Source organism: Flavobacterium sp. N2820 (assembly GCF_025947285.1).
GTDB lineage: Bacteria > Bacteroidota > Bacteroidia > Flavobacteriales > Flavobacteriaceae > Flavobacterium.
Window position 1 is genome coordinate 2213150 of the sequence record NZ_CP110008.1, and the last position, 23965, is coordinate 2237114.

Here is a 23965-nt window from a genome sequence, read left to right on the forward strand (position 1 = left end):
TTATAAAGAGCAATTATATACATTTACAAAAAATAAAATAATTATGATTGAGGCAAATTATGATTTAAAAATAATTGATTTACTAAAGCAAATCGATAATAAAAAATTATCAAAATCATTGAAGATTAAATCTCTTGAAGAGTTTTATGATATATGTGTTTTCAATTCCATAACAAGTTTAGATTTAGACGTTGTCATAGATGGTTATTTAAATTCAAAATTTGATTGGCAGAAAAGATTTTATGTGCGATCGATGATCTTAATACTGAATGAGCATCTTGAAAAAGTACACAAACTAATGAAATCAAAATTCTACATGTTTATTGATTCAAACAATATGTTTTCTCATCTAGAAGAAGAAATTTTGGAAAACAGAAAATCATACAAAGAAATAAACAAACGCAAATCAATTCTAAGTGGTTTAAGAAATGATGTTATAGGGCATCGAAATGAAAATTCTGAAGAATTCTTTAATTCAATAAACGATTTAAAATGTGATGAAATATTTAATCTAGTCTTAGATACCCAAAAAATTTTAAATGAATTTGTAAATTTATCAACGAAAATTTTAAAAGAAATAACAAATAATTTTCAAGAATTCTATTCTAATATTAAATAGCATAAAAACCCATTGCTGGAGTTTTTCTAACCTTTTAGTTAAAATTTAAAACTCAAACCGCAATTGTACTGAAACGCTTTTTTGTGGTAAAATGGTTTTGGTTTTTTCTTCGTTGTTTAAATTATGTACCGAAATTCCTAATAATCGTACGGAGTTTTTTAAGCGTTCTTGGTACAACAAATCTTTTGCAACATCAGCTATAATGGCTTTATCATTTACAAAATAAGGCAACGTTTTACTTCGGGTTTGCAGGGTAAAATCGGAATATTTGATTTTTAATGTAATCGTTTTTCCAGATATTTTGCTTTTTTGCATGCGCTTTTCGAGTTCTTTGGCAATGTTTAGCAAGCGTTCTTCCATGTAAATTTCGGAAGACAAATTTTCATTAAATGTGCGTTCGGCTCCCACTGATTTTATTTTCCGATTGGGTTTTACTGCACTGTTGTGAATGCCCCGTACAATTTGGTAATAATGTAAACCGCTGTTTCCAAAGTGCTTTTCTAAATATTCTAATGGTTTTTGTTTTAAATCAAAACCGGTAAAAAGTCCTAATTGATACATTTTTTCAGCGGTGACTTTGCCAATGCCATAAAACTTTTTAACATCTAATTTTTCTAAAAAGGGTTCAACCTCATCCGGATTTACCGTTTTTTGTCCGTTGGGTTTGTTGTAATCGGACGCAATTTTTGCTACAAATTTATTTACCGAAATTCCTGCCGAAGCTGTAAGTCCAACTTCTTCAAAAATGCGCTTTCTGATTTCTTGAGCAATTAGAGTTGCACTGGGATTTCCTTTTTTGTTTTCGGTTACGTCTAAATATGCTTCGTCAAGCGATAAGGGTTCTACTAAATCCGTATAATCGAGGAAAATTTTTCTGATTTTTTTAGAAATCTCTTTATAGCGGTCAAATCGTGGGCGCACAAAAATTAAATCAGGACATAATTTCTTTGCCTGAATACCGCTAATGGCGCTTCGTACACCAAATTTTCGCGCTTCATAACTTGCTGCCGAAACTACACCTCGCACTTCGCTTCCTCCTACTGCCAATGGCTTTCCTTTGAGTTGGGGATTATCCAATTGTTCCACAGATGCATAAAACGCATCCATATCGATGTGAATAATTTTCCGTTGCAAAGGTTGCTGTTCCATAATTTTACTCCGTTGGAAAAAAGAAACTCATCGGTTTACTTAAAAATCTTCTCTTAATGGATGCAAAAATAGGTTTTAATTCAGCTATTGGAATATTTCTGGAGCGAAAAGCCAATCCTAAAGACAATCCAAAACTAACTAAAAAATTAACTAATCCGATGATTCCGATACCGAAAATTCCCCAAAATAACATGGTGTTGCTTACCTCATAATTTGCACCATAAAGTCCTAACGCTAAATTTCCGCTAGCAAAAGTGATGTGACGAATGTCTAAATTTAAGCCTAAAAATAAGCCAACCGAAGCGGTGCTTCCTAAAAAAATACCAAACCAAAAATTTGAAATCACACCCGACCATTTTTTATCATACCAATTGGCCATTTTTTTAGTTCGTTCTTTTCCGAATGTCATTTTTAACCATGGATGTTCTTCGATCCTGTATTTTACTTCAAAATGTTTGTCTCGGTTAGAAATACTTCCTGAAATTATTCCAGATAAAAACAAGAAAAATCCAGCAATTGCAGCATGAAAAATCGCCATGGAATGAATTGGATTCAAATCTCCAATTAACTTATTCCATTTAACTTCGGCAATATTATAATGAAACGTGATGTCAATTAACCAAATGCCTAACAACGAAACTGGAAAAGCCATGGCAACGTTTCCGACAAAGGCGATAAACTGTGAACGAAATAAACGGGCAAATAATTTGGCAAAACTTTTATGTTTTTCATCTGCCGAAAGGGAATTTTTTTTCAATCCATCTTCTAAAGCTGTTATTAACGCGGCAGCTGTCATTGCCGGTTGTTTTGTTGCTAAAGTAAATCCCAGCAAATAAATTACAATAAAGCCAAACGAGTAGTTTAAGCTATAAAAAAAAGCATGCCCAAAATCGCTGGTTTCTATTTTTGAGAGTAATAATTTAAAAACACACAAAAAACCCACAATTAAACCACCACCAAGTGCAGCATACAACATTTTGAAATATTCTGTTTTACTTTCAGTAATGTAATGCTCGCCTGTTTTTGCAGTGTGTTGCGTAATTTCGTATGATAATAATTGCGTGCTTTCGTTGATTAATTTTCGAACATTTGTTTTTTGACAATTGTATTTAATCAATTTTATGGCTAATTCGATGCTTTTGGTTTTCTTTTCATCAGGTTTATCAATCACTAAAAGGGGCAATAAAACACCTAAACGATACAATTGTTGTTTGATGCGCAACAAGTTTTGGTTTACACGTAGCGAAATTCCGTATTTAGAAGAGTTTTGAAACGCTTTTTCTACAAATTCGTTACATTGCTTATACAAAACCAATAATTGCTTGTAGTTGATGTCTGTTGAAGCAATATAAAAATTGCTGTCTTTCTGTTTTATGGTTTTTTCAATAGCAAATAATTCTTTTTCAAAAGCGGCAAACGGACTTTCTAAATTGGCATATTCAGGCACCATTTTTAATACTTCAGATTCTAAGGCTCTTCCGCTGGTTCGTTGTGATAATAAATTCATGGCTTGCATGACTTCAAACAAAACTGAGCCTTCGTCGATTGCTTCATAAATTCCAGAAAAACCAAATATTTCGAAAAGTTCTTCAAGTTGTTTTTTTGGAATTTTATTCACCCAAATAGGATCAGAATCTAGAAAGAAAATCTGATTTAGTAAATATTGCAGCGTTTCTTTTGGTGCTTGGTATGGTAAAATTTTTGCGAAAATTCGCTTTTTCACTTCGTAAATAAAATCGGTGTCTTGTAAAATTCCAGCATCAGTTAAAATAGAATCAAAGTTTCTTCCTTGTAAAATTGATTTTAAAAAAACTACGAAATTTTCTTTTATTTGTGGATATTCGATAAAAAAATGTAACACATTTGAAACATCTACAACTTCAACGGCCTTAGGCTTTTTTGGTCTAATGGTATTTACTAAAGCAACAACGATGTCTTCGTTATATTCTTCATTTTTCCATAGTTGAAGTTCATTAAAATAGGTATGACAAATTTCTTCAAATGTATTGGTGTTTTTTCTTCTGGCTATATTCATACTTTTCTTCTAATAATTGTAAATATACGAATAGAAACATTTTTTTCGTACTTTAGTTACCTAAATAAATCCTAAATTTTGGAAGAAATAGAACGCAAATTTTTAGTTGAATCAACAGATTTTATCAAAGAAAGCACAGTAAATAATAGAATTGTACAAGGTTATTTGAACTCAAATCCTGAGCGAACTGTTCGAGTACGAATTAAAGGAAACAATGGCTATTTAACCATAAAAGGAAAAGGAAACGAAAGTGGAACCTCTCGATTTGAGTGGGAAAAAGAAATTACCCTTTTTGAAGCCGAAGCCTTACTCCAATTATGTGAAAGCGGTATTATCGACAAAATTAGATATGAAATTCCGCTTGGAAAACACACGTTTGAAGTTGATGTTTTTTCAGGTGAAAATCAAGGATTAATTATTGCCGAAGTGGAACTTTCCTCTGAAGATGAGTTTTTTGAGCAACCAAAATGGTTAGGTAAAGAAGTTACTGGCGACAAAAAATACTACAATTCGTATTTAAGCGAACATCCTTTTTGTACTTGGAGATAATTACTCGACAATTTCGATATTAACACGTAAAGGTGCTCTACCTTTGTTATGAGAGATTTCTAAAAAAGGTTTTTTTGCCATGTCAATTTCTCGATGTTTGGTGAATGGGCCTCTATCTGTGATGGTTACAATTACACTTTTATTATTTGCAATATTAGTGACTTTGACTTTAGTTCCAAACTTTAATGTTTTGTGAGCTGCAGTGTAATTGTTGTTGTGAAATACTTTTCCACTTGCTGTTCTTCTTCCGTTTAATTTATCCGAATAATGTGACGCTTCTACATTTTTTTTGAAGAGGCGTGTGTTTAAATTAGCAATTGAATCTGCAATTTTAATTGAATCTACCGCTTTTACCGAATCAAGGATGCGCAGCGAATCTTTTTTCTTTACTGTGTCAAATAAAGAAGCTTCTCTAATAAAACTGGTTTTAGTCTTATTAGAAAAGCTCAATAGAATTGTAATAAGCAACACAAACGATACGATGATGATATTTTTGTTCATTATTTTCTGTTTTTGTTAAACCTATTACCAAATAGTGTACCAAACGATTAATTTAACCAGCTACTCCAAGGCAAACGTGATAAAATCAATACTAATCCTAACGTATAGAAAATGGCAATTTTTTTGAATTTACCATTATTACTTTCTTCTTTTTTGTGTTTAGACCAACCAATTGTAATTAATGCTAAGGCGATAATGTTGATAAGAGGATGTTCTAACATGGTTAATCTCAATTCTGAATTTTTCATTGCGCCTTCGATTGCAAATGCTTTAAATCCTTTTTCAGAAACGAAATAAACAATTAAACCAACTAATAACTGAATGTGACAAATAATCATTGTGAAAAGCGAAATACGCAAGTCTTTGTCTGTGAATAATTTTTTAGATGTTAGTCCTAAAATCGCATTAATAGAGGCTAAAACTAACAAAGCCAATGCAGCATAAGCTAAATAAGAGTGAACGTTAAGAAGTGCTTGATTCATAGTTTATTTTTATTGGTGAATTACAAATATAGTAAAAATTAAAAACCTCTTACTCAAAAAAGTGAGTAAGAGGTTTTTTAAAACTATTTTCTACTATAAATTAGAAATTATAACGGATAGTAAAATTCCAAGTTCTACCTAAACCGAAGTAACCAAAGTTACCATCTGCTACTCCTTTATAAACTCTACCATTTGATTGATAAGTTCCTAAACCTGGGTTTGAAGAGCTTATATTATCAGTAGTTTTAATGTTAGAAGTTAATTCTGATAAATATACTTCATCAAAAACATTGTTCATGTTAAATCTAAAGTTAACTGAATTTTGTTTTTCTTTACCAACTAACATTTTATATGAAATACCCGCATCAACTAAATCATAACTTGGTAATTCTAAATTATCTTTAGCAGCTACATTTGAATATAATTTATCGTAGTTTCTCCAATCTGCATCGATTGAAAAACGCTCAAAAATTTCGTATCTAGCGCCTAATCCCCATGTTGTTTGAGCAGCATCACCTACTTTTCCTCCGTCAAGATCAGTTTCATTTTCAACTAAAAGGTTAAGATTTTCATCAAATCTTCTGCTGAACGCTTTTCCTTCATATTCCCAATTTCCAAATGAAGCAAAACCTTTGATATCTAAAGTAGCTAAAGGTTTAACTACAAAATCTAACTCTAAACCAGAGTGAACTTGTTTTACTCCTTGATTAGAAGTGAAAATTACATCACCAGCAAGTACAGGAGTAGTTCCGATAGTTCCATCTGCAGCTTGTACAGTTGAAGTAGTTACAACTCTATCTTCCCAAGTCGTTCTGTATCCATTTAAACTTGCTGTAAATATTTTTGATTTATAAGTATAACCTGCTTCTAAACCTAATACTTTTTCATTTTCAGTTAATGGATTAACTTGATTTGTAAAGTTTAAGTAAATGTTATCATGATATGGTTGACGAGAATAGAATCCAGCATTTGCATAAACAGAATGCTTTTCAGCAAAATTATATGCAGCCCCACCTTTAACATTATACCCTACGTTAGAAATTTTTTCAGAATCTTGGAATTCTTTTTGGTAATCATAATAATCAAAACGTTGGTGAGTTTGATTAGAAATTGACCCTTGGAAGAAAGTTGAAAAATTGTCGTTTGAATATTCTAATTGACCAAAAACTCCTCCATAAGAGATAGTTTCACTGTAATCATAATCAATTTTTTGATTATCATCTGCAACATTAAAAAAGGCATACCAAGGATTAATATTATAGGATTGATTTACAGTATTAGTTGCACTTGGTAATGTGTTTGGATTAGGAATAACGTGATTGTTATCTCTTAAAAATCTACTTTCTGACCAACCATTTAATCCTACAAAGTTTGAAATTTGACGGTAGTGATCACCATTATAAGTTCTTAAATCTAAGCCAAAATTTAAATTTAAGTTTTCGTTTAACTCTTTTTTGAAATTAGATACAATTCCGTACCATGCATGGTTATTCATAGAGGCTCTTATGGCATAGTTTGATCCAGTACCAACTCCATCAGCGTCTGCTAAATTATTTGCATAAATTTGATCAAAGTCAATATATGTACTTTGGTTTGATCCAGTGTAAGGGTTTAACTGAGAAATACTTCTTTTTCCTCCACCATAGTTACCAGTTCCACCACCACGACCCCATGATGCATATAAAACAGTAGATAATGAAGTTGTACTATTGATATTGAAATCCCAGTTTAAATTAGCTACTGGTTTGTGATAGAAGTTCGTTCTTTCAGAAATATATTGTCCGTTTAAATAACCAAAATTGTTATTATATTTTCTACCAAAACCTAAATAATCAGAAATTCTTTTTGTGAAATTTTGATCGTGAGATTGCGGAGCACCAGTGATTAAGAAGTTGAAATTATGTTTTTCATTTGGTTTGTATCCAAAAGAAATAAAATAATTTTGACCTTCACCTCTTGTTCCTTGGTTGTATCCATCACCTTGCCAGTGAGACATCATAATACTCATACCAAATCCTTTTGCATTCATACCTGTATTGTATGCCGCAGTTGACTTAAAATAATCGCTATTAGCAACACCCATTGATACAAAACCACCTTCTTTTTTATCTGTTGCTTTTGTAACAAAGTTAACCGTTCCTCCTACAGAAGAAATTGCTAATTTAGAAGAACCTAAACCTCTTTGTACTTGAATAAAGTTTGCAATATCAGACATTCCAGACCAGTTTGACCAATACATTTTTCCGTCTTCCATTCCATTAATTGGCTGACCATTCAATAAGAATGCTGTATTGTCTTGTTGAAAACCACGAACTGTTATTCTTGAATCTCCATAACCTCCAGATTGACCAGCAACATAAACTGATGGAGTGTTAACCATAGCTTGAGTTACATCCGCTGTACCTACTTTAGCTTGAATCTCTGCTGCTTTAATTGTAGAAACTGCAATAGGTGTTTTACGTTCTTTTGCAAGGTCAATAATACCTCTACCTACAACAACTACTTCATCTAATTGACCAGCATCTGGTGAAACAACGATGTTTCCTAAATTAAGTGAATTACCCGTAATTGTATATGAAACTGTTTTAGTTTCATAACCTAAAAAAGAAACTACAATAACTCCAGCTTTCTCTGAAGTTGAAATTTCAAATTTTCCATCGAAATCTGTAGCGGTTCCAGCTGTTGTTCCTTTTACAACAACACTTGCACCTGCTAATGGTTGATTAAACTCACCATCAACTACTACTCCTGTAATTTTTGATTGTGAAAATACCGTTAGGCTAGTTAAAAAAATAAACCCAAAAAGTAATGCATTTTTAAAAATTTTCATTTGCTGTGTTTTTTAAAATATTTTCAGCAAATTTCACACAAGAATTTATTTCTAGTGTTAAGTTAATGTTAACAAAACCATTCAAGGCATTAAAAAACAATCGTTTAACATTTTAACGTTTTTTTTGGTTTTTCATGGATTAAAAGTGCTAAAAAAAACAAATTCCCCAATTTTTCAATTGAGGAATTTTATAATTCTTAGTAATTTTACTTTAATTTAGATACTTTTTCAATAAAAACGTAGTTGAACTATCATGTTGTGTCACTTTTTTAGTCACTATTTCTTCTAAAATTGTGTTGGCTAATTGTTTACCGAGTTCTACACCCCATTGATCATAACTAAAGATATTCCAAATAACGCCTTGTACAAAGATTTTATGTTCATATAAAGCTACTAAAGCGCCTAAAGATTCCGGTGTAAGCTTGTTTATTAATAAGGTGTTTGTTGGTTTATTTCCAGAAAAAACTTTAAATGGTACTAAAAATGCTGCTTTTTCAGCAGTTATTCCTTGCGTTTCAAACTCGGTTTTTACTTGTGCTTCGGTTTTTCCCATTAATAACGCTTCGGTTTGAGCAAAGAAGTTAGACATCAATTTATCATGATGGTCTTTATTGCCATACAATGCTTCTTTGAAACCAATAAAATCTGTTGGGATTAACTTTGTTCCCTGATGAATTAATTGAAAAAATGCGTGTTGTGAATTAGTTCCAGGCTCACCCCAAATAATTGTTCCTGTTTGATAATTAACTGGTTTACCATCTCTACCGATACTTTTTCCATTACTTTCCATTATTCCTTGTTGTAAATACGGAGCCAACTTTTGTAAATACTGAGTATAAGGAATTAAAGCTTCACTTTCAGCTCCAAAAAAATTGTTATACCAAATACTCAATAAAGCCAATATTACTGGGATATTTTTATCAAAAGATTCGTTCTTGAAATGCTCATCCATGTCATTTGCACCTTTTAACAACTTATCAAAGTTGTCAAATCCTACTGCTAAACTAACTGATAATCCAACCGCGCTCCATAATGAAAAACGACCGCCAACCCAATCCCACATTGGAAAAACGTTAACAGGGTTAATTCCGAATTCGGTTACTTTTTTGATATTTGTTGAAACAGCTACAAAATGTTTGGCTACATCTTCTTGTGTTGCTGATTGTAAAAACCAACTTCTAATGGTTTCTGCATTTGATAAGGTTTCTTGCGTGGTAAACGTTTTTGAAACTATTACAAAAAGTGTTGTTTCTGGATTTAATTTTTTGATAACCTCATTAACGTGATCACCATCTACATTAGAAACAAAATGTACATTTAAATGATTTTTGTAAAATTGCAATGCCTCAACTATCATAGCTGGTCCTAAATCTGAACCACCAATACCGATATTTACGATATCTGTAAATTGTTTACCAGAAAAACCTTTTCTTTCTCCTGTAATTACTTCATTTGAAAAGTTTTTAATTTTATTTTTAACCGAAAAAATTTCAGGCATTACATTGATTCCATCAACCATTACGGCCGAATTTTCAGTTGCTCTCAAAGCAGTATGTAAAACAGCTCTGTCTTCAGTTTGATTGATTAAATCTCCTTTAAAGTATTTTGAAATAGCATCTTTTAAATCAACTTGATGCGCTAATTCTAGTAACAAATCGATTGTTTCTTGGGTTGCAATATTTTTTGAATAATCTACCAAAAAATCATTCCATTGCATGTGCATTTTTTCTGCCCTATTATTATCGTTTGCAAATAATTCTTGCATCTGAACGCTTTTCATTGTTTCAAAATGCGATTGAATTTTTTGCCAAGCATCTGTTTGAGATGGATTTTTACTATGAAGTGCCATTATTCTTTAAATTTTATTGCAGTGATACTATCTAACTCTTTTTTAAGTGGTTCAATATACTTTAAATATTTTTGCTTATCTGTTTTCCCCATAGGTTCAGTATTGGGTAATTTTAATCGTAATGGATCAACTTGAACCCCATTTTTCCAAAAACGATAGCAAACATGTGGACCAGTTGCTAAACCAGTACTTCCAACTTTTCCGATGATTTGACCTTGTGAAACGCTTTGCCCATTTCGAACTAAAATCTTAGACATGTGTAAATATTGTGTAGAATACGTTGAACTGTGTCTAACTTTTACAAAATTTCCATTTCCTGCCGTATATCCTGTTCGTTCAACTACACCTGAAGCTGTTGTTTTAATTGGTGTTCCGTGTGGTGCGGCATAATCTGTTCCGTTGTGCGCTTTGAATCGCATTTGAACCGGGTGAAATCGTTTACCTGAAAAGCGAGATGAAATTCTAAAATAATCTAATGGTGCTTTTAGGAACATACTTTTTAAGCCTTTTCCGTTTTCATCATAAAAATCTTCTCTTTTCTGATTTTCATTCAGTTTATATGGAAAAGCAAATATTTTTTTCCCTTTGTGTTCAAAATAAGAAGCTTCAATACTTTCAACACCAACATATATAGAATCATCAATAAATCGTTCATTGATTATAACGGCAAATTTATCTCCTTTTTGAATTTTAAAGAAATCTATTGTATAGGCATAAATATTGGCTAATTTAGGTGCCAACGCCGGACTAACTCCTGAGTTGCTTAGTGTTTCAGAAAGCGAGCCTTCGATTTCTGTTGCAACAATTCTTCGCTTAACAATTGTTGGTTTTTGCTTGTTGGAAACCACTAATGAATCTCTAAAGTCAATAACCGTATAATTGATTCGGTCTTCAATATAAACTAGAGCTTGTAGTTTATTAGGCTTCTTCTTGTCTAAAAATAAGATATATGGTTTTCCAGCTCTTATTTTTCTAACATTGAATGAATCTTTAACTTTTTCTGTAATATCGTGAATTTTAAGACTATCTTTTAAAGGGTGTTTTTGTAAAATTGCGCTAAAAGTATCCCCTGAACGAATGGTGTCTTTTACAACTTTATAATCATTAAAAGTGAACCCATATTCTTTGATTATAGGCTCTTTTTTTACTGTTTGGTTTTTAATTTCTTTCTCTTCTTTTGAATTACATGCTGTAAAAAAAGTAACAAAGAAAAGTGCTGTTATTAAATATCTCAATGTTGTTTGTTTTTGCAAATGTTGTTATTCTCCCCAATTATCTAATTCTTCTTTAGTCCATAATTCTGGGAAGAAAATTCGTTTTTGATATTTTGGCAACATGTATTTTTTCCAATCGCTACCGCCTGTTGCCTCATGATTTCCTGGTACACTTTCAATGTATTTTTTGGCAGCATTGAAATGTCCCATTACCCAAGTAATATTAACGGTTACATCATAATGACGCATGGCTGCAATTAAATCAGGGTTTTTTTGATCTACTTCTGGAAGTTGTTTGAATTTTCGCCACAAATTGATGGTGTTATATTCTTCCATATATTCCAAGAACGTTTTTTTATATTTTTTTTCAAATTCTAAAATAAGATATGACTTTTCACCAGTATGGTAATCTTTCCCTGCGGCTTGCCAATATAAATGTTCAAAAGCGTGTTCGAATGGTGTGTTTCTATCTATAGTAGCTCTAAATCGGTTATCTATTAGATTAATTAAATCGGTTGAACTGAATTCAATTAAACGGTATTGAGCTGACTGAAATCCACTTGCGGGTGTTAATGTATTTCTAAATTTCAAGTATTGCTCAGGTTCCATTCCGTCTTTCATAATATCGAATGACGTTGTTAACATGTCAAAATAACGACTAATTCTTCCTAATTTCTCAGTAAAATAGGCTGTCGTAGGTTGCTCAGTATGACAAAGTTGGTTCATTTCCCAAAGAATCATTTTGAACAACAATTCATTCACTTGATGATACATCACAAAAACCATTTCATCAGGCAAAGTGGTGCGCTGAATTTGTAGGTTTAACAAAGCATCTGTTTGAATATAATCCCAATATGTTATTGGTTTTGACCAAAGTAAGCCTTCTAAATGCGTAGATGTATTTTGATTGATAGCTTCGAACTTATCATTCAATTGATTTAATTGTTCTTGGATTTTTGGAGTAATTTCCATTTATGTTATTTTACTTTTATTTTAAACGAATGTTTTAAACCTTTAAATGCCTCTATGTCTGCTTTTAAAGACCCAACCGCTAAACTTGCTTTTAATCGGATAGGAATTTTATTGTCGTCATCTGATACCCAAACAGTTAAACTTTCTTCTTCTTTAAAAACTCTACCTGCTTGTACATAAGGTCTGAACATCAAACAAGAAACTTTTCCAAATTTAGTGCTTATATCTTCTCTACCTAAAAATTTTAACTTAAACTTTGTAGTCTCATTATCAAAAAACATATCAATCGCGATTGACTCTCCAACTTTAAGTTTATCAATTTTTGGATGATTTCTCAAATAATAAAAAGAAGAAACAATATCTTGAACCTCTTCAGGTACACTAAATGTTTTTTCGGTTTTCTTTTTATAATCTTTGACTAAAACGGTGTTTTTATTTTGATTAAAAAAACCTTCTTGATTTTTAGTATACCCACCTTCGTCTATTTTTCTAACAAATTGATAAGGTTTTCCTGTTTCTTTGTCGATATAACTTTCATAATTATCATCAACTTTAAAGAAAAATTTAGTCATTCCAACTGTCCAACCTTTACCAATTACATGGTGTACTTTTTTATTATTCTTAACTGCATCTTTGATTTCTAAAGTGGCGTAACCTGCATTGACCATTCCATAATGGATTCGGAGTTTAAACCATTCGCCAGTTGTGTATGCATTTTCTCTTTGAACAAACGAATTTGTGAAGACAAAAAGAACGAGAAGTAAGATAATTTTTTTCATAGTTTATTCATTTTAGAAATGAAAATGCAATTTCTGTTCCAAAAATACTAAAACAAAAAAACCCAGTCAAAAATATGACTGAGTTTTTATGCTATTAACCAACCAAAAAACTATAAATTATGAAAATTTATTACAATTCAAGGCAAACTACCTCCTTGTTTTGCGAGTGCAAAGGTATATGTGTTTTTGAATTATTCTTAGTTAAATTTCAACTTTAACATTTTTTTATCAAAAATAGCACTACTACAACGTTGTATTTTGATGATTGTTTAATAAAATTGTATTTTTATAGCGTTCCTCGCAAAGCTTGCTCGCGTTCAATGGACTCAAAAAGCGCTTTAAAGTTTCCTGCACCGAATCCTCGTGCGCCCATTCTTTGAATAATTTCAAAGAAAAGTGTTGGACGATCTTCAACTGGCTTTGTAAAAATTTGTAATAAATAACCTTCTTCATCGGCATCAATCATGATTCCTAATTTTTGAAGTTCATTAATATCTTCTTTAAATTTTGACATATGATCTTTTAAACGCTCAGGAATTGCATCATAATACGCTTGTGGTGGTGTGCTTAAAAACTCGATTCCTCGTGCACGCATTTCTGCTACTGTAGTAATAATATCATCTGTAGCAACCGCTATATGTTGCACACCTGGGCCTTCATAAAAATCTAAATATTCTTCAATTTGAGATTTTTTCTTCCCTTCAGCTGGTTCGTTGATTGGGAATTTTATTCTTCCGTTTCCGTTACTCATTACTTTAGACATCAAGGCTGAATATTCTGTAGTAATTTGTTTGTCGTCAAAGGATAAGAAATTTACAAATCCCATTACGTCTTCATACCATTTTACCCAAGTATTCATTTCGTTCCAACCAACATTTCCAACCATGTGGTCAATGTATTTCAATCCAACTGGAGCTGGATTGTAGTCAGATTTTTGCTCCACAAATCCTGGCATAAACACGCCAGTATAATTTTTACGCTCTACAAACATGTGAACAGTTTCTCCATAAGTATAAATTCCAGCGCGTACTACTTCACCAAATTCATCTTTTTCAACTGTTGGTTCCATAAAAACTCTAGCGCCACGTTTTGTAGTTTCTTCAAAAGATTTTCTTGCATCTTCTACCCAAAGTGCTACAATTTTTACCCCATCACCATGTTTTTTTACGTGTTCACCAATTGGTGAATCGCTTCTTAAAGCCGTTGTTAATACCAAACGGATTTTATCTTGCTTTAACACATAACTAACTGAATCTTTTGATCCTGTTTCTAAACCTTTGTATGCATGTGATTGAAAACCAAAAGCTGTTTTGTAAAAATGAGCTGCTTGTTTTGCATTTCCAACGTAAAATTCTACGTAATCTGTTCCTAATAAAGGCAAGAAATCTTGAGCGCCTTCAAATATTTTTTCTAAGCCGTATTCGACTGATTTTAATTCCTGTGACATATTGTTCTATTTTTGGGTAAAATTTACCTAAGTTGTGTTTAATCAATTATTCTTCTAACCAAGATTGGTAATACGTATCATCAGCTATTTTCATAGCTTCTTCAGTCACCATTAGAGGTTTGAATGTATCAACCATTACGGCTAATTCCAATGTTTCTTTTTTACCAATACTTCTTTCTGCTGCTCCTGGGTGGGGTCCGTGAGGAATTCCGGCAGGATGTAACGAAATATTTCCTGGTTTTACATCGTTTCTACTCATAAAATCTCCATCCACATAATACAAAACCTCATCGGCATCAATATTACTATGGTTATATGGTGCAGGAATAGCTAATGGATGATAATCATATAATCTTGGTACAAAGGAACAAATTACGAAAGCATCTGTTTCAAATGTTTGGTGCACGGGTGGAGGTAAATGAATTCTACCAGTAATTGGTTCGAAATCATGAATTGAAAAAGCATATGGATAATTGTATCCGTCATAACCTACAACATCAAAAGGATGTGAAGCATATACCATTTCGAAAATTTCATCTTTCTTTTTGATTTTGATGATGAATTCTCCTTTTTCATTATTAGTTTCTAATTCTTCTGGACGGCGAATATCACGTTCGCAAAATGGAGAATGTTCTAATAATTGGCCAAACCAGTTTCTGTATTGTTTTGGTGTATACACTGGACGACGCGATTCTACAATAAACAATCTGTTGTCTTCTGTATCGAAGTCAATTTTATAAATCATTCCACGAGGCACAACCAAATAATCACCGTAGCTGAAATCTAAATTTCCAAGCATGGTTCTTAATTTTCCTGTCCCTTTATGAATAAAAATTACTTCGTCTGAATCGGTATTTTTATAAAAATAATCGGTTGTAGACTTTCTTGGTGCTGCTAATACAATATGACAATCTGAATTAGTCAATACAATTTTTCTACTTTCTAAAAAATCGTCTTGTGGTGCCACTTCAAACCCTCTTAGTTTGTAAGATTGAATGTTGTTGGCGTTGGCAATTTTTGGTGCAACACTGTATTTTTTTCTAATTTCTTTAACTTGAGTAGGACGTTGTTCATGATACATGTTGGTTGACATACCGTCAAAACCTACTGTTCCAAACAATTGTTCATAATACAAATCGCCGTTTGGTTTACGGAATTGTGTATGACGTTTGCGAGGGATTTCTCCTAATTTATGATATATTGGCATTATTTTTTGTTTAAAAGTTTAACGTTTAAAAGTTTAAAGTAGTTCCTAAAAACCTTACTCATTAATCAAAAAAGATTTCCTCACTCAGGATTTCTCTTGATGAGGAATTTTAAATAAGCTAATAATCCGCTCCAATTTTTCATTACACAAATATCGGAAAAAAAATTTAAACTGCAATTAAAACCAAAAACCAACGGAAAACCAAGTGTAGTGATCTTTTGTATCGGGTGACCACGAATGTTTTATTTCAAGTGGACCAATGATTGATTCCATTCCATAACCAAATCCATAGCCGGTATATTTTGGCTTTGTTAACCAACCTTCAATATGCTCAAAAATTCTGTTTCCTAAATTGGCAAAATTTCCTGTGAAATTTACATGATGTTTTTTGTAAAACTCATAATCTAAAGTAACCGTCCCTTTTACATAACTATCTCCAGCCAAACTCAAAAAATCATACCCCATGAAAGGTCTAATGTTATTTGCTGAAACAAATCCATAACCGCCTAATACAAAATCAAAAAAGGAAATAGAACGCTCGCCAATAGCAAAACCTCCTTCGCTTTGCAATTTAATAGTAGCTCTTTTTAAAGGCTCAAAAACAATTCCAACATCGGCTTTTGCAATTGAAAAACGCTCAAATTCATTGGTGTAATCAGAGGAGTATAAAAATGTTTTTAAATCCCCTGAAAAAGACCATCCTTTCTTTGGAAAGTATTTTTGATTAAAAGAATCGTACTTCAGATATCCAAAAGCAGACACATAATTACTTTTATCAAAAATTGGAGTCGTATTTTCTAAGGTTTCAGATTCGATATTCAAATATTTAAATTCTAAACCTGCCCCAAAAGAAAATTTTTGAGCAAAAATAGTTTGAACATATGCTTGATTTGTGATGTCTGTAAAGTCTATATTAATTGAATTAATTCCTAAATCGGTAAAAACAATTCCGTTTGAAAAATCAGTAGCAATATTTCTATTGAACGAATTAAATTTTGAGTTAAAACCAAAACTCCAATAAAATCCATTATCTATATAGTAATCAAAATTATACCTAAAATTATCTCCTAAAATAACATCTAAAGAAGCAACATCATTTTTTGCGATTAGCTTTTTATGGGTATAATTTACCAAAACGCCACTTTTATACAAATCATCATAATGAAGTCCAAACTTTAAAAAAGTATTGTTTTTATTCTCTTTAAGCTGCAATGCCAATCTTTCACCTGATTGTGTTTTTTCAAACGAATAACTTATCGCACTAAAGTTTTGCGTAGCGTTTAAATTTGAAATTCCTTTTTCAATCTGTGCAATGGGAACTTTAGTATTTCTTTTAATTTTTAACTTTCCAACTATATATGCTCTTGTGAAATTTTCTAGCTTATTAAAAGTGATGTCTCGAATAAAAATAGAATCATTTTGAACCACTTTATAAACAGGTCTTTCATCAATATTTCTAAGAGGCAATAATTCTTTGATAAACTCATTGGCTTTTTCGTTTCCTTTTTTAATAATTTCTTTTCCTTTATCAAAAGACACGACAGAATACCCTTTAATGTCTGGTTTTATGTAAATATTTGTCAAATTTCGTTTTCCTTCCATTTTTTCAATCATAGAAAAATTGTTGATTTGAGCTAAAACAGCAGTTACATCTTTTAATTGCTCTCTGTTTTTTAAACCATCTTGAACATCAATTCCTATAATAAAATCAACACCTCTATTTTTGAGTTCTTCAACAGGATAATTATTAACTACTCCTCCATCTATAAACAATCTCCCATTGATTTCAACAGGACTATATAATGTGGGCAATGCTCCACTTGCAATTATAGCTTGTGCTAAAATGCCTTCATCTAAAACAATTTGTTCGCCTGTTTCTACATCAGTTGCTATACAAAGAAAAGGAATTGGGAGTTTATCAAAATCTCTCACATCACTAACATGCTGTGTTAATTTTGACATCAAATTGAAATTATACAACCCTTTTGAAAGTCCAGAGGGCAATCCTAATTTAAAATTATTAAAAGGAAGTGTCAATGCATAAATTTCGTCATTTCGTTTTTCATAAAATGATTTTGATTCGCGTGGTGTATAGTCTTGAAGTAAAGCGTCTACATCTATTTTAGAAAAAATAGAATCCAATTGATTGGCTGTGTAACCAGAGGCATACAAGCCTCCAACAACAGCTCCCATACTAGTTCCTCCAATATAATCTACTTGAATTCCAAGTGAATCGATTACTTTTAAAACGCCAATATGAGCTAAGCCTTTTGCTCCACCACCACTTAAAACAAGCCCAACTTTTGGCCGGGTATTTTCAATAGTTTTCTCTTGTCCGAGGGCAACTTGGCTTAAGAAGAATAAACTCGCAAACAAGAAAAACTGCTTCATTTAATTTTTTTGGGGATTGTTCTTGTAAAAGTCGGAAATTTTTTTGGCTTTTGAAACACCTACAACTTCAGAAATTGCTTTTTCTTCTGCAGCTTGCAATCTTTTAACACTTTTGAAATGTTTCATCAATGTAATCATGGTTTTTTCGCCAATTCCAGGAATACTTTCTAAACTATTGGTTAGTGCCGATTTACTTCGCTTGTCGCGATGGTGCGTGATGCCAAATCGATGAGCTTCGTTTCTTAAAAACTGAATTACCTTCAAGGTTTCCGATTTTTTATCTAAATACAATGGTGCAGAATCACCTGGATAAAACAATTCTTCCAAACGTTTTGCAATTCCGATAATGGCAATTTTGCCTCGTAAACCTAAATCATCAATGCTTTTTAATGCTGATGATAATTGCCCCTTTCCTCCATCAATAATAATCAATTGAGGCAATGGCTGATTTTCATCTAACATTCGTTTATATCTTCGATACACTACTTCTTCCATTGAGGCAAAATCATTTGGTCCTTCAACAGTTTTAATATTAAAATGACGGTAATCTTTCTTACTTGGCTTTCCATCTTTAAACACCACACAAGCCGCTACAGGATTAGTTCCTTGAATATTTGAATTATCAAAACATTCAATATGTCTTGGTTCTACTGACAAACGCAAATCTTTTTGCATTTGTGCCATGATGCGATTGGTGTGTCGCTCTGGATCAACGATTTGAATTTGCTTTAATTGGTCTAATCGGTAATATTTTGCGTTACGTTCTGATAATTCTAAAATTTGCTTTTTATCGCCTAATTGTGGAACAGTAACTTTAATATTTTCGCCCAAATCAATTGCAAATGGAACTACAATTTCTCGCGCATTTAAATGAAAACGTTCGCGTAACTCAACTACGGCTAATTCTAACAATTCTTCGTTGGTTTCGTCTAATTTTTTCTTTAATTCCAATGTATGCGAACGAACGATTGCTCCATGCGAAATTTGTAAAAAGTTCACATACGCCATTGTTTCATCAGAAATAATTGAAAACACGTCCAAATTCGAAATTTTAGGATTCAAAATTGTGGAACGCGATTGATAATTTTCTAAAACCTCGATTTTTTCTTTGATTTTTTGCGCTTCTTCAAACTTCATATCTATTGCCAAATCGGTCATCAATTTCTTGAAATCTTTTAAACTTTCTTTGAAATTTCCTTTTAAAATTTGACGAATTTTTTCAATCTGATTTTGGTAATTTTCTAACGACTCAAAACCTTCGCAAGGCCCTTTGCAATTTCCAATATGATATTCTAAACACACTTTAAATTTTCCCGAATCGATATTTGTTTTTGATAAATCATAATTACATGTTCGAAGTGGATACAATTCTTTGATTAAATCTAGAATTGTGTGAACGGTTTTAAAACTGGTATACGGTCCAAAATATTCCGAACCATCTTTAATCATTTTTCTAGTAGAAAATATCCTAGGGAATCGTTCATTTTTGATACAAATCCACGGATACGTTTTATCATCGCGAAGCAACACATTATAACGTGGTTGTAGTTTTTTTATCAAATTGTTTTCCAACAATAACGCATCGGTTTCTGTAGGAACAACAATGTGTTTTATGGCAACAATTTTCTTAACTAAAACGGATGTTTTATAATTATCATGATTCTTAGTAAAATACGATTGAACGCGTTTTTTTAAGTTTTTCGCTTTTCCAACATATAGAATTTTCCCATCTTTATCATAATATTGATACACCCCTGGATTATCGGGTAAAGTTTGGATTTGAAGTTCTAATGGTGTTTGCATTTTTTAAAAAAGAGATAAAAGAACAAAGATAATAGATTTGTCTTTGAATTCTTAAAGTTTTAACCACTAATCCCGAAGCTTCAAGACGCAAAGAATGCACAAAGCACACAACTATTTTCCGAATTTTTCGAATCTATACTCCAAAAAATAATGTTTTTTGATCTTGAACTTGCCCTTGTTCTTGAACTTTTCGTATTTTTAACACTTTAGATTTTAAAAAATGACCGCCAAAAAACCACTTGTAATCCTTAAAGAGACCATTTTAGCTGGAGAAAGCAAAACCATTAACATGGAAATTGCCAAATTGCACACCATGACAAAATTGAAAATTCCGGTTATTGTGGAACGTTCAAAATTAGATGGCCCAACGGTTTTATTTACCGCTTGTTTACACGGCGATGAAATCAACGGTACCGAAATTGTGCGTCAGTTAATCATTCAAAAAATCAATAAACCCAAACGCGGAACCATTATTTGTATTCCCATTATTAATGTTTTTGGATTTGTGAATCAAACACGTGAATTTCCAGATGGTCGCGATTTGAATCGAGTGTTTCCGGGAAGCAAAACAGGTTCTTTGGCGAGTAGATTTGCTTATTATATTTTGAAAGATATTATTCCACACGTGGATTATGCAATTGATTTTCATGCAGGTGGTGCCAGTCGTTTTAATGCCCCACAAATTAGAATTGTTCCTGAAAATCTAGAATTAAAAGAACTTTCTGATGTTTTTAATGCGCCTTTTACCCTTTATTCAAAAAATATTACGGGTTCGTTTCGAAATTCTTGCGATAAATTAGATGTCAAAATGTTGCTTTTTGAAGGTGGGAAATCATTAGACCTAAATCTTCAAGTTACTGAAGAAGCCGTGGAAGGAACAAAACGTTTTTTAGAGCATTTAGAAATGCTAAATCCGAGAAAAAAAACGAGTATTCCGAAAAAGAAAACCATTTATATCGAAAAATCAAATTGGATTAGAGCAAAATATTCGGGCATGTTTCATGGTTTAACTACGATTGGTAGTTTTGTCAAAAAAGGGGAATTATTGGCTACTATTTCTGACCCTTATGGAAAAATCGAACATAAAGTAAAAGCACCTCATGAAGGGTATATTATTAATGTAAACGATGCTCCAATTATCTATCAAGGTGATGCTATTTTTCATATTTCTACACATTTAGCATAAAAGCTAACAATTGTCATATTTTATTGATTTGGCTCGGCGTATTTTCGCTAAAATTTTTAGGTATGCAATTTTGGAAAAAACTTACGCAAGAAGAACGAAAACAAAAAATACAATTTGCTTTAAAAGGAAACGTCAACTTTTCTAAAGATGCCTCTTTGGGCTATCCTGCATCAAAGTTAGACGGACGCGTTTTTTATGATGATGCGCCATTTTTAAAAGATGCGCCAACACTTCAAACCTATGTTGCCAATCCAAATAACATTGGATGTCACACTTTTGGTACTTCCGAAAAGGCTTTTTATGGCACACAAGAAATTGAGCGTGAAGTTTTAAACGTAATCGCAGTTGATATTTTTAAAGCTACAGAAAACGAATTTGATGGCTACATTGCGCCTGGTGGAACGGAAGCAAATATTCAAGCGATTTGGGTTTTTAGAAATGAATTCATGCATAATTTTGATGCAAAACTAAACGAAATTGCCATTTTAGCATCAGAAGACACGCATTATTCTATTCCGAAAGCTTCGAATTTATTACAAATTGATTGGTTGAAAATTCCTGTTGGCTTTGAAAATCGTGAAATCGATGTAAATGCATTAGACAAAATCATTTCGGAAGCTAAAAATAAAGGTAAAAAATACTTCATTGCAGTTTCAAATATGGGAACAACCATGTTTGGCTCAGTTGATAACCCCGATGATTATATTTCGGTATTAGAGCAACACAACGTTACTTATCGCTTACATATTGATGGTGCTTATGGCGGATTTGTGTATCCGTTTAGCAATCAAAAATCGGTGATAAACTTTAGTAATCCAAAAATCAGCTCCATTACAATTGATGCTCATAAAATGTTGCAAGCACCGTATGGAACTGGAATTTTTATTTGCCGAAAAGGTTTAATCGAAAACGTATTAACCAAAGAAGCAGAATATGTAGAAGGAATGGATTTAACCCTTTGCGGAAGTCGTTCTGGAGCGAATGCCGTTGCCGTTTGGATGATTTTATTCACATATGGTGCTTATGGTTGGTTTGAAAAAGTAAGTGTTTTACAAATGCGAACGCAATTTTTATGTAACGAATTAGACCATTTAAACATCCAATATTTCCGTGAACCGTTTATGAATATCGTCACTATTCATGCGGAATCCATTCCAGAAGAAATTGCTGAAAAATATGATTTAGTACCTCAACAACACAATGTAAACAACAAATGGTACAAAATTGTGTTAATGGACCACGTAGAAGTAGAACATTTGACTAAATTTATAGACGAATTGAAAGCGTCTGTAAATGGATAAAAAAGAAGCAAGAAAAAAGAGCAAAGAAGCAAGAAAACAACTTTCTCAAGAGGAAATCGAAGACAAAAGTTTGGCGATTGCGAACCAATTGTTGCGAATGAATATTTGGGACAAATTGTATTATCATTTGTTTTTAACAATTGAGGAACAAAAAGAAATCAATACCGAATATATTCTTCAAATTTTAGCGGGAAAAGATAAAGAAATCGTTATTTCGAAGTGCGAATTTGCTACTGTAGGCATGACGCATTTTTTATTGACGGATAATACTAAAATCAAAAAAAACAGCTACAACGTTCCTGAACCCGTTGATGGTTTAGAAGTGCCTGATGCAAAAATTGATGTGGTTTTTGTGCCACTTTTAGCTTACGACACACAAGGAAATCGTGTTGGGTATGGAAAAGGCTTTTACGATAACTTTTTAAGCAAATGCAAGCCCGAAACGATTAAAATTGGATTATCCTTCTTTCCTCCAGAAGAAAAAATTGACGGTGTTTCCGTGAAGGATGTGAAATTGGATTTTTGTGTGACGCCTGAAGAAGTTTTTCGTTTTTAATTATTTTGCCATAATATGACTTTCGCCAAAAGCTCTTTTATTAAATACAATCAAAATCCCAACACCAGTTGAAATTGCTACATCGGCTACGTTGAAAATCGCATTGAAAAATGTAAAATGCTTTCCACCCCAAATTGGTAACCAAGACGGTAAATTACCTTCCCATATTGGAAAATAAAACATATCTACGACTTCGCCGTGAAACCAAGTGCCATATGGGTCGTTTGAAAACGCTGTTGCTACTTGATTGTAACTATCGTTAAAAATTACACCATAAAAAACCGAATCGATGATGTTTCCCAAAGCACCTGTAAAAATTAATGCAATCGCTACAATAAGGAAATTAGAACTGTTTTTTCTAACCGAATCCCACAACCACCATGCAATACCACCAACGGCAACAATTCTGAACAAAGTTAAGATTAACTTACCATATGTTCCCGGAATTTCTGCGCCCCAAGCCATGCCTTCATTTTCGATGAAATGAATACGAAACCATTCAAAAACTTTAACTTCTTCATTAATGTAGAAATTAGTTTTGATATAAATTTTCGAAATTTGATCAATTAGCAAAATACTAATGATTAACAAATAGGCTTTTTTGAGAGACATTTACAATTATTTTTGGCAAAAATAGTGGTTTTTATCAAATAAAAAACGCTCCAAAGGGAGCGTTAGTAAAATTTTGTAAAAAGATTAACGTTGCAAGTTTTTTGCTTCGATGCTCATAGTTGCATGAGGAACGATTTTTAAACGCTCTTTACTTATTAATTTGCCTGTAACTTTACACAAACCATAGGTTTTGTTTTCGATACGAATTAAGGCATTTTTTAAATCTCTAATAAATTTTTCCTGACGAATAGCTAATTGTGAATTGGCTTCTTTACTCATTGTTTCACTGCCTTCTTCAAATGCTTTAAACGTTGGTGATGTATCATCAGTTCCATTATTTAAGTCATTCATATAAGCGCTTTTAATAAGCTCTAAATCACCTTTAGCTTTTTCTAATTTAGCCTGAATTAACGCTTTGAATTCAGCCAAATCAGCGTCTGAATATCTAATTTGCTCATCTACCATAATTTCAATATTTTTATA

General features: G+C 32.2%; 20 protein-coding genes. 5 read left to right on the top strand and 15 right to left on the bottom strand.

Going from position 1 to position 23965, the window contains the following annotated elements; genetic code table 11:
• Window positions 1-43 precede the first annotated feature (43 nt).
• On the top strand, window positions 44-619 hold the full coding sequence (locus tag OLM52_RS10480; protein WP_264548458.1) for a hypothetical protein: 576 nt from the start codon (window positions 44-46) through the stop codon (window positions 617-619).
• 45 nt (window positions 620-664) lie between these two features.
• Here OLM52_RS10480 and dinB read toward each other — a convergent pair whose 3' ends face one another.
• Together dinB and OLM52_RS10490 are read right to left on the bottom strand one after the other, a co-directional pair.
• On the bottom strand, window positions 665-1768 hold the full coding sequence (gene dinB / locus OLM52_RS10485) for a DNA polymerase IV (RefSeq protein ID WP_264548459.1): 1104 nt from the start codon (window positions 1766-1768) through the stop codon (window positions 665-667).
• A gap of 4 nt (window positions 1769-1772) precedes the next feature.
• Window positions 1773-3803, bottom strand: coding sequence for a site-specific recombinase (locus OLM52_RS10490; protein WP_264548460.1), 2031 nt, complete (start codon window positions 3801-3803; stop codon window positions 1773-1775).
• 78 nt (window positions 3804-3881) lie between these two features.
• On the opposite strand from OLM52_RS10490, the gene OLM52_RS10495 reads away from it, so the two are divergent.
• Entirely contained in the window at window positions 3882-4352 is a 471-nt protein-coding gene (locus OLM52_RS10495; protein WP_264548461.1) for a CYTH domain-containing protein, read from the top strand.
• On the opposite strand, the gene OLM52_RS10500 is transcribed toward OLM52_RS10495, so the two are convergent.
• The 11 genes from OLM52_RS10500 to uvrC form a co-directional block, all read right to left on the bottom strand.
• Window positions 4353-4853, bottom strand: a complete 501-nt coding sequence (locus OLM52_RS10500) for a septal ring lytic transglycosylase RlpA family protein (protein WP_264548462.1) — start codon at window positions 4851-4853, stop codon at window positions 4353-4355.
• Between the two features lie 47 nt (window positions 4854-4900).
• Window positions 4901-5335, bottom strand: coding sequence for a hypothetical protein (locus OLM52_RS10505; RefSeq protein ID WP_264548463.1), 435 nt, complete (start codon window positions 5333-5335; stop codon window positions 4901-4903).
• 100 nt (window positions 5336-5435) lie between these two features.
• Window positions 5436-8165, bottom strand: coding sequence for a TonB-dependent receptor (locus OLM52_RS10510; RefSeq protein WP_264548464.1), 2730 nt, complete (start codon window positions 8163-8165; stop codon window positions 5436-5438).
• 211 nt (window positions 8166-8376) lie between these two features.
• The gene (pgi, locus tag OLM52_RS10515) at window positions 8377-10014 is read right to left on the bottom strand and encodes a glucose-6-phosphate isomerase (protein ID WP_264548465.1); all 1638 of its coding nucleotides are present in this window, start codon (window positions 10012-10014) and stop codon (window positions 8377-8379) included.
• Window positions 10014-11249 (bottom strand): M23 family metallopeptidase, encoded by a 1236-nt coding sequence (locus tag OLM52_RS10520; RefSeq protein ID WP_264548466.1) that lies wholly within the window; start codon window positions 11247-11249, stop codon window positions 10014-10016. Before OLM52_RS10520 ends, pgi begins: the two co-directional genes overlap by 1 nt.
• A 24-nt stretch (window positions 11250-11273) precedes the next feature.
• A complete protein-coding gene (locus tag OLM52_RS10525) occupies window positions 11274-12200 on the bottom strand; it encodes a tryptophan 2,3-dioxygenase family protein (protein ID WP_264548467.1) in 927 nt (308 codons plus the stop codon).
• 5 nt (window positions 12201-12205) lie between these two features.
• A complete protein-coding gene (locus OLM52_RS10530) occupies window positions 12206-12979 on the bottom strand; it encodes a DUF3108 domain-containing protein (protein WP_264548468.1) in 774 nt (257 codons plus the stop codon).
• 286 nt (window positions 12980-13265) lie between these two features.
• Window positions 13266-14426 (bottom strand): 4-hydroxyphenylpyruvate dioxygenase, encoded by a 1161-nt coding sequence (gene hppD, locus OLM52_RS10535; RefSeq protein WP_264548469.1) that lies wholly within the window; start codon window positions 14424-14426, stop codon window positions 13266-13268.
• Between the two features lie 46 nt (window positions 14427-14472).
• Complete coding sequence (locus tag OLM52_RS10540) at window positions 14473-15633, bottom strand: homogentisate 1,2-dioxygenase (RefSeq protein ID WP_264548470.1); 1161 nt, start codon at window positions 15631-15633, stop codon at window positions 14473-14475.
• A gap of 177 nt (window positions 15634-15810) precedes the next feature.
• On the bottom strand, window positions 15811-18024 hold the full coding sequence (locus OLM52_RS10545; RefSeq protein WP_264548471.1) for a patatin-like phospholipase family protein: 2214 nt from the start codon (window positions 18022-18024) through the stop codon (window positions 15811-15813).
• Window positions 18025-19827 carry an excinuclease ABC subunit UvrC gene (uvrC, locus tag OLM52_RS10550; RefSeq protein ID WP_264548472.1) on the bottom strand — a complete coding sequence of 601 codons (1803 nt, stop codon included), beginning with the start codon at window positions 19825-19827 and terminating at the stop codon, window positions 18025-18027.
• 220 nt (window positions 19828-20047) lie between these two features.
• On the opposite strand from uvrC, the gene OLM52_RS10555 reads away from it, so the two are divergent.
• The 3 genes from OLM52_RS10555 to OLM52_RS10565 all read left to right on the top strand — a co-directional run bounded on the left by OLM52_RS10555 (window position 20048) and on the right by OLM52_RS10565 (window position 22870).
• On the top strand, window positions 20048-21013 hold the full coding sequence (locus OLM52_RS10555; RefSeq protein ID WP_264548473.1) for a succinylglutamate desuccinylase/aspartoacylase family protein: 966 nt from the start codon (window positions 20048-20050) through the stop codon (window positions 21011-21013).
• Window positions 21014-21075: 62 nt separating this feature from the next.
• On the top strand, window positions 21076-22314 hold the full coding sequence (locus OLM52_RS10560) for a pyridoxal-dependent decarboxylase (RefSeq protein WP_264548474.1): 1239 nt from the start codon (window positions 21076-21078) through the stop codon (window positions 22312-22314).
• Window positions 22307-22870: a 5-formyltetrahydrofolate cyclo-ligase gene (locus OLM52_RS10565; RefSeq protein WP_264548475.1), complete on the top strand. Its 564-nt coding sequence runs from the start codon at window positions 22307-22309 to the stop codon at window positions 22868-22870. Before OLM52_RS10560 ends, OLM52_RS10565 begins: the two co-directional genes overlap by 8 nt.
• Here OLM52_RS10565 and OLM52_RS10570 read toward each other — a convergent pair whose 3' ends face one another.
• Entirely contained in the window at window positions 22871-23482 is a 612-nt protein-coding gene (locus tag OLM52_RS10570) for a lipoprotein signal peptidase (protein WP_264548476.1), read from the bottom strand.
• 84 nt (window positions 23483-23566) lie between these two features.
• On the bottom strand, window positions 23567-23947 hold the full coding sequence (locus OLM52_RS10575; RefSeq protein ID WP_153199963.1) for a TraR/DksA family transcriptional regulator: 381 nt from the start codon (window positions 23945-23947) through the stop codon (window positions 23567-23569).
• Window positions 23948-23965: the final 18 nt, after the last annotated feature.

Bases quoted from the DNA above. Each gene is read 5' to 3' on its own strand.
- OLM52_RS10480 (WP_264548458.1), top strand. From the start codon at position 44: ATGATTGAGGCAAATTATGATTTAAAAATAATTGATTTACTAAAGCAA.
- uvrC (WP_264548472.1), bottom strand. From the start codon at position 19,827: ATGCAAACACCATTAGAACTTCAAATCCAAACTTTACCCGATAATCCA.
- OLM52_RS10575 (WP_153199963.1), bottom strand. From the start codon at position 23,947: ATGGTAGATGAGCAAATTAGATATTCAGACGCTGATTTGGCTGAATTC.
- OLM52_RS10565 (WP_264548475.1), top strand. From the start codon at position 22,307: ATGGATAAAAAAGAAGCAAGAAAAAAGAGCAAAGAAGCAAGAAAACAA.
- OLM52_RS10510 (WP_264548464.1), bottom strand. From the start codon at position 8,165: ATGAAAATTTTTAAAAATGCATTACTTTTTGGGTTTATTTTTTTAACT.
- dinB (WP_264548459.1), bottom strand. From the start codon at position 1,768: ATGGAACAGCAACCTTTGCAACGGAAAATTATTCACATCGATATGGAT.
- pgi (WP_264548465.1), bottom strand. From the start codon at position 10,014: ATGGCACTTCATAGTAAAAATCCATCTCAAACAGATGCTTGGCAAAAA.
- OLM52_RS10505 (WP_264548463.1), bottom strand. From the start codon at position 5,335: ATGAATCAAGCACTTCTTAACGTTCACTCTTATTTAGCTTATGCTGCA.
- OLM52_RS10555 (WP_264548473.1), top strand. From the start codon at position 20,048: ATGACCGCCAAAAAACCACTTGTAATCCTTAAAGAGACCATTTTAGCT.
- OLM52_RS10545 (WP_264548471.1), bottom strand. From the start codon at position 18,024: ATGAAGCAGTTTTTCTTGTTTGCGAGTTTATTCTTCTTAAGCCAAGTT.
- OLM52_RS10490 (WP_264548460.1), bottom strand. From the start codon at position 3,803: ATGAATATAGCCAGAAGAAAAAACACCAATACATTTGAAGAAATTTGT.
- OLM52_RS10570 (WP_264548476.1), bottom strand. From the start codon at position 23,482: ATGTCTCTCAAAAAAGCCTATTTGTTAATCATTAGTATTTTGCTAATT.
- OLM52_RS10525 (WP_264548467.1), bottom strand. From the start codon at position 12,200: ATGGAAATTACTCCAAAAATCCAAGAACAATTAAATCAATTGAATGAT.
- hppD (WP_264548469.1), bottom strand. From the start codon at position 14,426: ATGTCACAGGAATTAAAATCAGTCGAATACGGCTTAGAAAAAATATTT.
- OLM52_RS10560 (WP_264548474.1), top strand. From the start codon at position 21,076: ATGCAATTTTGGAAAAAACTTACGCAAGAAGAACGAAAACAAAAAATA.
- OLM52_RS10540 (WP_264548470.1), bottom strand. From the start codon at position 15,633: ATGCCAATATATCATAAATTAGGAGAAATCCCTCGCAAACGTCATACA.
- OLM52_RS10500 (WP_264548462.1), bottom strand. From the start codon at position 4,853: ATGAACAAAAATATCATCATCGTATCGTTTGTGTTGCTTATTACAATT.
- OLM52_RS10530 (WP_264548468.1), bottom strand. From the start codon at position 12,979: ATGAAAAAAATTATCTTACTTCTCGTTCTTTTTGTCTTCACAAATTCG.